Genomic DNA, 9,972 nt, shown 5'->3' with positions numbered 1-9,972 from the left:
AGAGCGCGTCGGGCAGGTCGATGGCAATGCGGGCGCCGACAATGGAACCGATGACCGTCGGCACGGAGAAGAGCAGGCTCAGACGCAGGTCCGACACGCCTTTACTGCGGAAGCCCATCACGGCGAAGACGTTCTGCGCGGCAACCGCCACGCGGTTGGTGCCGTTGGCAACGGCGGTGGGTAGGCCCAGGAAGATGAGCAGGGGCAGGGTCAGCAGGGAGCCGCCGCCGGCGAAGACGTTGATCCAGCCGGCGACTGCCCCGATCACCAACACCAACAGCCCTTTCAGCACGAGGTCGGCCATGCGCATATCCCCTGGATGAAGTCGAAGGCATACAAAGACGGAGGATATACTGGATACAGTATCCTCCGTCGGATAACACTTGCAGTATAGCACAGGAGGGCGCCGGCCGCAAATTCCAGCGGTATTTGCGCCGGCAAGCGACAGACACCACTGAAATGTCTGTCGCCCATAGGGTGCCGGCCGGCGGCTGGCGCAGGTAGTCACATCGGTTGACAATTCTTTTGCTCATGGTGTATAATGAGGTCACCCCTACTCGGGGCGCTGTGCCGCGGGCACAGCGCGTCGGAGCGATTTTGTTCTAACGGAGGTTGGCATGCAGGAGGGAGTCGATTGGAGATTCCCAGCGGATGGGCCGGACGCAGAAGCTGAGGAACCGAACCGGGACGTGACAGCCGGCGTCACAGCAGAGGCAATCCCACAGGGAAATGTGGCACAGCAATCTGATGACCAAACCCCAGATCCCACCGGAAATCTCACGAAGGGAGAAGAAGAGATCAGCGTGCAGAGCGATGAGATGATCTCAAGCGTTGCGGAGGCCGTGGATCCTTCCCTCGACCTCGATCCAGCCGCTATCCCCCCACTGAAGCGGCCAGGGCTTGAAGAGCCTGAGGAAGAAGATTTCAGCACGATGGAGGAGCTCCTCCAGCAGGAAGAATATGGCATGGTACAGCCGCGCCGCGGCGATGTGCTCATCGGCCGGGTGATCTCCGTCGCTTCCGAGGGCCTGCTGGTGGACGTGGGTCTGAAGCGGGAGGGCATCGTGCCGGCGGCGGACCTCAACCGGCTGGACGCCAAGACCCGCTCCAACATCAAGGTCGGTGATGAAATTCCCGTGTACGTTCTGCGCTCCAGCGACCAGGACGGCAACCTTATTCTCTCGGTGCATCGTGCCCAGGCGGAAACGGACTGGCTGCGGGCCCAGCAGATGATGGAAAAAGAGGAGCTGTGGGAAGGGAAGGTCACCGGCTACAACCAAGGCGGCTTGGTGGTGCCGTTCGGCCGCATCCGCGGTTTCCTGCCGGCCTCTCAGATCGTCGGGTTCCCGCGTCGTCTGACCGGCGATGCTCGCACGGCTCGCCTGGCCAAACTTGTCGGCGAGACCCTGCCGCTCAAGGTCGTGGAAGTGGACCGCCGGCGCCGGCGCCTCATCTTCTCCCACCGCGCCGCCTGGTTCGAATGGAAAGAGCGCCAGCGCCAGCGCCTGCTGGAAGAGATCCAGGAGGGCGAGGTGCGGCACGGCATCGTCAGCAGTCTGCGCGACTTCGGCGCCTTCGTTGACCTCGGCGGCGTTGACGGGCTGATCCATGTCTCTGAACTTTCCTGGGAGCGGGTGGAGCATCCGCGCGATGTGCTCAAAGTGGGTGACGAGATCGATGTGTACGTCCTGAACGTGGACCGCGCCAGCGGCCGCATCGGGCTGAGCCTGAAGCGGCTGATCCCCGAACCGTGGTCCCAGGTTCCCGAAAAGTATCACGTTGACCAGCTCGTGGAAGGGGTCGTTACCCGGGTCGCTGATTTCGGCGTGTTCGTCAAGTTGGAAGAGGGCGTCGAAGGGTTGATCCACCGCTCGGAGTTGGCGGATATCGAGCCCCAGCGCCCGCGCGACCTGGTGAAAGAAGGCGACCTACTGCTCCTGCGGGTGATCCGGGTGGAGCCGGAGCGCCGGCGCATCGGGCTGAGCCTCCGCCAAGTCTCGGAAGAGGAATGGAGCCAGTGGGCCGCTTCTTTTCACGGAGTCGAGGCGCCGGCTTCCGCTGATCCGGTGGTTGAGGCGGACGAACCCACATCCGATGAGACACCCCTGACCGACCAGCCCCTCGCCTAATAACGCGGTGAGCTTATCGGCTTTCCGTTAGCGCCCGTCCGCGTCACGTGCGCCAGTTGTCAGGAGTGAATGAGTCATGCTGGATCTACAGGCCATGCGTGAGCGTCTCGAGACAGAGCGTCAGCAGGTCTTGGAAGAGATTGCGGAGCTGGATCGCCGGCTGGAGGTGAAGCCGGATTACAGCCTGGGCGCCGGCGACCCAGCCGTCTACCAGTGGGAGTTCAACCTGGCACTGCGCCAGCAGGCACAGGACAAACTCGAGGAGATCGAGGACGCCCTGCGCCGGCTGGATGAAGGGCGGTATGGGATCTGTGAAAAATGCGGGGGCAAAATCGAGTGGGAGCGCCTGGACCTCCTGCCCACGACCCGCTTCTGCGCCACCTGCGCGCAGTCGAAATCATAAACCTCTATCGAGCGAGTCAGCCCCTGGCCGTTCGGCCAGGGGCTTTTTATGCGCAGTGTCTCTCACGACAGGCCGCACACCAGGTCCAGGAAATCCTCTGCATCCTGGCAGGCGCACTGGCGCATAAGGCAGTCCAGGCGTGCCACCTCGCGAGGGCCGAGCCATTCCTCGGCCTGCTGGCGCGAGATGGCGCCGGCCATGTACTTCTCGGAAACCTTCTGGCGGAACAGCTCCTGCACGCCGGCGTCCAGCGCCATGCTCAGGACCTCTTGTTCCGAAAGGCCCATCTCCTGTACCAGAAACACCAGCCGCTCGCCGAACGAAATGGTGGACATATTTACGCTCCTGGATTCGTTCCGCTCCATCATCTTCTGCGCCGCCTTCATTATACCCGATTTGGCCGTGCATTTCAACCGCGCCGTCGCATCGAAGAGGGTGACTGGCATCTCCGAGATGTCTGTCACCTGGTGATGACCTGCCGGCGCAAGCGCTTCTTCGCGTTGACACTTTCCCACCGACATGCTATAATTCGCGGTAATGATGAGCTGAGGGTTGGGCGGCACAGCCGCGGCGGGCTTCTCCACCTTTCATCAGCGAAAGGGGTGCAAGCCCGTTTTATATGAGCGGCCGGCCCGGAAGGGAGATTCGTACATGCTGGACCTCAATTACATCCGGGAACACACGGACGAAGTGCGGGAGGGGCTCCGCAAACTGCACCTGGATGCCCCCATTGACGAGATCCTGGAGCTGGATGCCCGCCGGCGCCAGCTCCTGCAGGAAGTCGAAAACCTGCGCGCTCGCCGCAACGCCGTTTCCAAAGAGATCGGCAAGATGCGCGACGAGGCCGGCCGGCAGGCCCTCATCGCCGAGATGCGCCAGGTCGGTGACCGGATCGATGCCCTCGAAGAGGAACTGCGGCAGGTAGAAGCCCGCCTGGAACAGCTCCTCCTGGAAGTCCCCAATATGCCCCACCCTTCCGTGCCGGAGGGCAAGGACGAGAGCGAGAACGTCGTCGTGCGGCAGGAAGGAACCTTCCGCCAGTTCGACTTTGAGCCGCTCCCACATTGGGAGCTGGGCGTGACGCTCGACATCATCGACTTTGAGCGGGCGGTGAAGATATCCGGCACCCGCTTCTACGTGCTCAAGGGCGCCGGCGCACGCCTGCACCGCGCCCTGGTGGCCTGGATGATTGACCTGCACGTGCAGAAGCACGGCTACACCGAGGTGCTGGCGCCGTACCTGGTGCGTCGGGAATGCCTGATCGGCACCGGCCAGCTCCCCAAGTTCGCCGAGAACCTGTACTTTGACGCCGAGGATGACCTGTGGCTTATCCCGACGGCCGAGGTCTCGGTGACCAATTTGTTCCGGGATGAGATCCTGCCGGCGGAGGCTCTGCCCATCAACCTGGTCTCTTACTCTGCCTGCTTCCGCCGGGAGAAGATGTCGGCCGGCCGCGATGTGCGCGGCATCAAGCGCGTCCACCAGTTCGATAAGGTGGAAATGGTCAAGATCGTTGAGCCGGAGACCTCGGAGGAAGAGCTGTTCAAGCTGATTGACAACGCCGAGGATGTATGCCGCGGGCTGGGCATCCCGCACCGCGTGGTGCAGATGTGCACCGGCGATCTGAGCTTCACCGCCTCCATCAAATACGATATTGAGATGTGGGCGCCCGGCTCGCAGGAATGGCTGGAGGTCAGCTCCTGCTCGCTTTTCGGAGATTTCCAGGCGCGGCGGGCCAACATCCGCTATCGGCCGGCGCCAGGCAAAAAGCCGCGCTACGTGCATACGCTGAACGGCTCGGGCCTGGCCCTGCCGCGCGTCATGATCGCCGTCATGGAGAATTACCAGCAGGCCGACGGCTCCATCGTGATACCGGAGGTCCTGCGCCCATACATGGGCGGTCAGGAAGTCATCCGCTGATCTCGCAAAGACAGTGTGGCATCGCGGACCATGGGTGATATGGAACGAGACGAAGTTATGGGGGCATACCCGCCGGCGCGCTGGCGCCTGCTGATCACCGGCTTTGCCGACGGCGCCACCAATATGGCCATTGATGAGGCCATTATGCGCGGCGTGCTCGAAGGCCTTGCCCCACCCACCCTGCGCTTCTACGGCTGGGAACCGCCCTGCGTGTCCATCGGCTACTCCCAGTCGCTGGAAAAGGAGATTGATCTGGCGCGCTGTGCTGGCGCCGGCGTGGATTGGGTGCGCCGGCCCACCGGCGGACGCGCCATCCTGCATGTGGACGAGCTGACCTACAGCGTGGTGACGCGGCTGGACGATCCGCGCGCTGCCGGCGGGGTGGTGGAATCCTACCGCCGGCTCAGCCGCGGCCTGGTGGCCGGCCTTTCCCTGCTCGGCGTCCCCGCCATCCAGGCGGAGTACCAGCGGAACGAAAATACGGGCGGGGTCAGCTCTGCCTGTTTCGACGTCCCCTCCCATTACGAGGTGACGGTGGACGGCAGGAAGCTGGTGGGCAGTGCGCAGGTGCGCCGGCAGGGGGTCCTGCTTCAGCACGGCACCCTGCCCCTTTATGGTGACATCACCCGGTTGGTGGATTATCTGCGCCTGGATTCGGATGCGGAGCGGGAGGCCCTGCGGCGCAAGCTGGCCCAGCGGGCCGCCACCCTGGAAATGGCGTTGGGCAGACGCGTGGAGTTCGAGGAAGCGGTCCGGGCGATGGCACAGGGCTTTGCCCAGGCGCTGAACCTGGAATTGGTCGCCGGCGAGCTGACGCCGCAGGAGCGGGAATGGGTCGAGGAAGGCCGGCGCCTGCGCTATGCCAACCCGGAGTGGAACGCACAGCGATAATCAACTATGAGCATGATAATCGCCGCCTGCACCATGGTACTGCGCCTGCCTGGCAACGGTTCGCTCAAGGGCAAGCGCAGTGTGGTCAAATCGATTGTGGCGCGCCTGCACCATGAGTTCAACCTCTCGGTTGCGGAGGTAGGGGCGCAGGACGTCTGGCAGGAAGCTGTCATCGGCATGGTCTGCGTCTCGAGCGACCGGGATTACGCCCACGGCCTGTTAGAGCGCGCCGTACAGTGGGTGATGCTGAACCGGCCCGACGTGGAAGTGCTCGACTACTCCATCGAGTGGTGCTAGCCCTTCGTCCCCCAGCCGTTTTCGCGCCGGCAGGCTTCCCTCGCGCCGCGTCCATCCGGGCATGAGGAGCGTCCCTCTCCCGCGCGTCTGACGAGTTCGGAATAGGCCGGCGGCCCCTTTCCGGGTATAATATTGCTGTCTCTATCATCTTTATGGAATTTGCGGAGAGCCATGGAAATCGGAACCATTCGTCCAGTGGATATCGAAGAGGAAATGCGCGGGGCGTACCTGGATTACGCCATGAGCGTCATCGTGGCGCGCGCCCTGCCCGATGCGCGCGACGGGCTGAAGCCCGTCCATCGGCGCATCCTGTATGCCATGCATGATATGGGGCTGTATCCGGACAAGCCCTATCGCAAGAGCGCCCGTATCGTCGGCGAGGTGTTGGGCAAGTACCATCCCCACGGCGACAGCGCGGTGTACGATGCCATGGCGCGCATGGCGCAGGACTTCTCCATGCGCTATCCCTTGGTAGATGGCCAGGGCAACTTTGGCTCCATTGACGGCGACAGCCCGGCGGCCATGCGCTATACTGAAGCGCGGCTGGCGCCCATCGCCCGCGAGATGCTGGCGGATATTGACAAAGAGACCGTGGACTTCGTGGACAACTTCGACGGCTCGCTCCAGGAGCCGACGGTTTTGCCGGCGCGCCTGCCGAACCTCCTGCTTAACGGCACCTCGGGCATCGCCGTCGGCATGGCCACCAATATCCCGCCCCACAATCTGGGCGAGATTGTGGACGGCCTGGTCTATCTCATTGACCACTATGACGACCTGGACGCCATCGGCGTCGAGGACCTGATGCGCTTCATCCCCGGGCCGGACTTCCCCACCGGCGGGTTGATCCTGGGGCGCGAGGGCATCCGTTCAGCCTATGCCACGGGGAAGGGGCGCATCATTATGCGGGCGGTGACGCAGATTGAGGAGGCCGGCGGCGGACGCTACCGCATCGTCATCACCGCCATCCCCTTTCAGCTCAACAAATCCAACCTGCTGGAGCGCATCGCCGAGCTGGTGCACAGCGGCCGTATTGATGCCATCTCTGACCTGCGCGATGAGTCGGACCGCCACGGCATGCGCATCATCGTGGAGCTGAAGCGCGGCGCCCAGCCCCGCCAGGTGCTCAACCAGCTTCTCAAATACTCGCCGCTTCAGAGCACCTTCGGCGTGCAGTTGCTGGCGCTGGTGGATGGCGAGCCGCGCCTGCTGTCGTTGAAGCGCGCCCTGACCATTTATATCGAGCACCGGCGTGAGGTGGTCACGCGGCGCGTGCGCTATGACCTGCGCAAGGCCCAGGAACGCGCCCATATCCTGGAAGGACTGCGCATCGCCCTGGCCAACCTGGACGCCGTCATCGCCCTGATTCGCGGCTCGCGTGACGCCGAGGAAGCCCGCCAGGGACTGATGACCCGCTTCCATTTGACGGAGGTGCAGGCGCAGGCCATCCTGGATATGCCCCTGCGCCGGCTGGCGGCCCTCGAACGCCAGAAAATCGAGGACGAGTACCAGGAGCTTCAGCGCCAGATCGCCTATTACCAGGACCTGCTCGATCACCCGGCCAAAATCCTGGGTGTCATCCGGCAGGAACTGCTGGACCTGAAGGCTCAGTACGGCGACGCCCGGCGCACCCATATCGTGGCGGAAGAAGGCGAGGAACTGGCCGAGGAGGACCTGGTCCCGCAGGAGCACGTCATCGTCACCCTGACCCAGCGGGGGTATGTCAAGCGCGCGCCGGCGCGCACCTTCCGCCCCCAGAGCCGCGGCGGCAAAGGCGTCATCGGCATCACCACGCGCGAGGAGGACGCCGTCGAACAGCTTGTCGCCGCCAACACCCACGACACCATGCTCTTCTTCACCGACCGCGGCCGCGTCTTCCAGGAGCGCGTCTTCCAGATTCCCGACGCCTCGCGCCTATCACGCGGCATCCCCTTGGTCAATGTCATCAATCTGGATCAGGGCGAGCGCGTGACCGCCATGGTGCCCATCCCGAACGGCGGTAATGGGAACGGGAGCGCCGGCAATGACCAGTACCTGCTGATGGTCACCCTGCAGGGACGCATCAAGCGGGTGGAGCTGTCGGAGTTCCTCTCTATCCGGCCCAGCGGCATCATCGCCCTGTCCCTGGAGGATGGGGATGCGCTGGGATGGGTGCGGCTGACGGACGGCCGGCGCGAGATTATCCTGGTCACGCGGGAGGGTAAGGCCCTGCGCTTCCCCGAGGAGCAGGTGCGCCCTATGGGAAGGACCGCCCGCGGCGTGACGGCCATGCGCCTGGCAGAGGGTGACCAGATCGCCGGCGTCGAGGTGGTGGAGCCGGATGCCGACCTGCTCCTGCTGACCGCGGCCGGCTTCGGCAAGCGCACGGCCCTGGCGGAGTTTCCGGTTTACAGCCGGGGCGGGAGCGGCGTCATCGCCCTCAAGAATGCCGGCAAGTACGGCGGCATTGTGTCGGTGCGGGTCGTGCGGCCGGCGGATGACGTCATCATCAGCTCCCAGGAGGGGCAGGTACTGCGTCTGAACGCCAGCGACGTGCCGCGCCAGGGGCGGGCCGCCCGCGGCGTGCGGCTGATCCAACTGCGCGGCGAGGACCGCGCCGCCGCGCTGGCCTGCATCGTCGCGGAGGAGAAGACGGTGCCGGCCCTACAGCCTGCGGCGGCAGAATAGCGCCGGCGGCCCGATGGTGGACGGCTGGAAGGAGGTTTCCTCATGTTACCCAACCCGCCTTGGAAGCGCAGTCCCGGACAAATGATGGAGTTCCTGCTGGGGCTGGATGTGAATTACCTGGCAGAGACGCTGGTGGCCTTCGCCAACGCCGACGGCGGCACCATCGTCATCGGCATGGACGCCAGTGGGGAGCGCGAGGAGGGCATCTTCCTGGATGATGTGGCGATGGCTTTGCAAAACGCCCAGAGCCGCTGTCGGCCGCCGGTGCCGGTCGAATGGCATCCCTCTGAGACGCCGGACGGCCTGCCGGTCCTGCTGGAGGTCCAGCGCAGTCCGGACCTGCACAGCCTGGACGATGGCCGGGTGCTCATCCGCTCCGGCCGGCTGAACCGCTCCCTGGGCGGCGATGAGATCCTGCACCTGGCCTCTGGCAAAGGCCGCGGCGAGTTCGAGCTGGAGCCGGTGTCCGGCGCCACACTGGATGACCTTGATCCCGATATCATCGAGGAATATCTGGAGAAGCGCAAGAAGCGCTCCCCGCGCGCTATCGCCGAGACCCCGGAACAGGTGCTGGTGGAGATTGGGGCGTTGGATGCGCAAATGCGTCCCACGGTCGCCGGCATGCTCCTGTTCGGCCGGCATCCCCAGGTGTTCCTGCCCAAGACCGGCGTCCAGTTCGTGCGCTTCCTGGGCAGTCGGAGCGAACCGGGCTCTCAGCGGGCGTCGGACCAGTACGGCCGGCGCGAGGAGATTGACGGCCCCCTGCCGCGCCTCATTCAAGAGACCTGGGAACTGCTGTGGCAGTACCTGAATCCCACCGAAGAGGTCAACGGGCTGGCGCGGCAGGAGCACAGCGATTACCCGCCGATCGCCGTGCGCGAGGCGTTCATCAACGCGGTGGCCCATCGGGATTATCGCATCCGCGGCCGGCAGATCGAGATCCACATGTACGACGACCTGCTGGAGATCACCAGCCCTGGGGGCCTGCCCGGCTATATCACCCTGGACAACATCGTGGATGAGCACTTCTCGCGCAACCCGCGCATCGTCAACGGCCTGTATTATTGGGGATACATCGAGGAGCTGGGCACCGGCATTGACCGCATGATGTCCGAGATGGCCCGCGCCGGCCACCCGCCGCCCGTTTTCCACGAAACGCCCTTCTCCTTCACCGTCACCCTGTACAGCCGGCGCGACCGTGTCCCCACCCCCGTCTGGGAAGAGGATATGAACGAGCGCCAGTTGAAGGCGCTGAACTATGTCGCCCAGCACGGGCGCATCACCAACCGCGAGTACCGCCAGCTCTGCCCGGATGTCACCGCGGAGACCATCCGCCTGGACCTGGCGGATCTGGTGGCACGGGGCATTCTGCTGAAGATCGGCGACAAGCGCGGCACCTATTACATCCTGAAGTAAGGGCGAGATTTTAGCTTAAGAAGGGGCTATGCGCGCCGTGCCGGCCGCCGGAGTGCTTGACAATAACATATGCCGCCGTTACAATTATAGCGGAATATCCCAAATTGATATCCCAAATATCCCCTTTGGGATATTTGGGATTGCGCATCTGCGGCGCAGAAAAGGATGAGGCCGGCGGTGCGGAAGCTTGTTTCCCGATGGAGCAGACGTGTTCCTCCCTGGGCAGTGTGGGTCGGTCAGGCCGGCGCACTG

General features: G+C 64.1%; 10 protein-coding genes. 8 read left to right on the top strand and 2 right to left on the bottom strand.

Translation table 11 applies throughout. From position 1 onward, the window contains the following. Positions 1-304 (bottom strand): sulfite exporter TauE/SafE family protein (locus H5T60_07360; protein ID MBC7242248.1); only part of this gene is annotated, 304 nt, incomplete at its 3' end. A gap of 514 nt (positions 305-818) precedes the next feature. Between H5T60_07360 and H5T60_07355 the strand changes: the two genes are divergently transcribed. Together H5T60_07355 and H5T60_07350 are read left to right on the top strand one after the other, a co-directional pair. Continuing rightward, positions 819-2,129, top strand: a complete 1,311-nt coding sequence (locus H5T60_07355) for a S1 RNA-binding domain-containing protein (GenBank protein ID MBC7242247.1) — start codon at positions 819-821, stop codon at positions 2,127-2,129. Between the two features lie 76 nt (positions 2,130-2,205). Continuing rightward, positions 2,206-2,532 carry a TraR/DksA C4-type zinc finger protein gene (locus H5T60_07350; GenBank protein MBC7242246.1) on the top strand — a complete coding sequence of 109 codons (327 nt, stop codon included), beginning with the start codon at positions 2,206-2,208 and terminating at the stop codon, positions 2,530-2,532. Positions 2,533-2,594: 62 nt separating this feature from the next. Here the strand turns inward: H5T60_07350 and H5T60_07345 are convergent, their stop codons facing one another. Continuing rightward, positions 2,595-2,867 (bottom strand): hypothetical protein, encoded by a 273-nt coding sequence (locus tag H5T60_07345; GenBank protein ID MBC7242245.1) that lies wholly within the window; start codon positions 2,865-2,867, stop codon positions 2,595-2,597. Between H5T60_07345 and H5T60_07340 the strand changes: the two genes are divergently transcribed. From H5T60_07340 to H5T60_07315, 6 genes are all read left to right on the top strand, one after another. After that, positions 2,857-3,003: a hypothetical protein gene (locus H5T60_07340; protein MBC7242244.1), complete on the top strand. Its 147-nt coding sequence runs from the start codon at positions 2,857-2,859 to the stop codon at positions 3,001-3,003. The two genes, H5T60_07345 and H5T60_07340, sit on opposite strands and share 11 nt — an antisense overlap. A 180-nt stretch (positions 3,004-3,183) precedes the next feature. After that, entirely contained in the window at positions 3,184-4,452 is a 1,269-nt protein-coding gene (gene serS / locus H5T60_07335) for a serine--tRNA ligase (GenBank protein MBC7242243.1), read from the top strand. A gap of 57 nt (positions 4,453-4,509) precedes the next feature. After that, positions 4,510-5,343, top strand: a complete 834-nt coding sequence (locus tag H5T60_07330; protein ID MBC7242242.1) for a lipoate--protein ligase family protein — start codon at positions 4,510-4,512, stop codon at positions 5,341-5,343. A gap of 12 nt (positions 5,344-5,355) precedes the next feature. After that, positions 5,356-5,640 (top strand): DUF503 domain-containing protein, encoded by a 285-nt coding sequence (locus H5T60_07325; protein ID MBC7242241.1) that lies wholly within the window; start codon positions 5,356-5,358, stop codon positions 5,638-5,640. A gap of 171 nt (positions 5,641-5,811) precedes the next feature. Further along, a complete protein-coding gene (gene gyrA, locus H5T60_07320; GenBank protein MBC7242240.1) occupies positions 5,812-8,304 on the top strand; it encodes a DNA gyrase subunit A in 2,493 nt (830 codons plus the stop codon). 42 nt (positions 8,305-8,346) lie between these two features. Continuing rightward, complete coding sequence (locus H5T60_07315; protein MBC7242239.1) at positions 8,347-9,720, top strand: putative DNA binding domain-containing protein; 1,374 nt, start codon at positions 8,347-8,349, stop codon at positions 9,718-9,720. Positions 9,721-9,972 lie beyond the last annotated feature (252 nt).

It is taken from the genome of Anaerolineae bacterium (assembly GCA_014360855.1).
In the GTDB taxonomy this organism is placed as follows: Bacteria; Chloroflexota; Anaerolineae; order JACIWP01; family JACIWP01; genus JACIWP01.
This window is presented reverse-complemented; position numbering and strand designations above follow the sequence as displayed.

What these genes read in the sequence shown, in the direction of transcription:
- H5T60_07330 (MBC7242242.1), top strand. Translation starts at nt 4,510, where the DNA reads ATGGGGGCATACCCGCCGGCGCGCTGGCGCCTGCTGATCACCGGCTTT.
- H5T60_07345 (MBC7242245.1), bottom strand. Translation starts at nt 2,867, where the DNA reads ATGTCCACCATTTCGTTCGGCGAGCGGCTGGTGTTTCTGGTACAGGAG.
- H5T60_07325 (MBC7242241.1), top strand. Translation starts at nt 5,356, where the DNA reads ATGATAATCGCCGCCTGCACCATGGTACTGCGCCTGCCTGGCAACGGT.
- serS (MBC7242243.1), top strand. Translation starts at nt 3,184, where the DNA reads ATGCTGGACCTCAATTACATCCGGGAACACACGGACGAAGTGCGGGAG.
- H5T60_07350 (MBC7242246.1), top strand. Translation starts at nt 2,206, where the DNA reads ATGCTGGATCTACAGGCCATGCGTGAGCGTCTCGAGACAGAGCGTCAG.
- H5T60_07340 (MBC7242244.1), top strand. Translation starts at nt 2,857, where the DNA reads ATGGTGGACATATTTACGCTCCTGGATTCGTTCCGCTCCATCATCTTC.
- H5T60_07355 (MBC7242247.1), top strand. Translation starts at nt 819, where the DNA reads ATGATCTCAAGCGTTGCGGAGGCCGTGGATCCTTCCCTCGACCTCGAT.
- gyrA (MBC7242240.1), top strand. Translation starts at nt 5,812, where the DNA reads ATGGAAATCGGAACCATTCGTCCAGTGGATATCGAAGAGGAAATGCGC.
- H5T60_07315 (MBC7242239.1), top strand. Translation starts at nt 8,347, where the DNA reads ATGTTACCCAACCCGCCTTGGAAGCGCAGTCCCGGACAAATGATGGAG.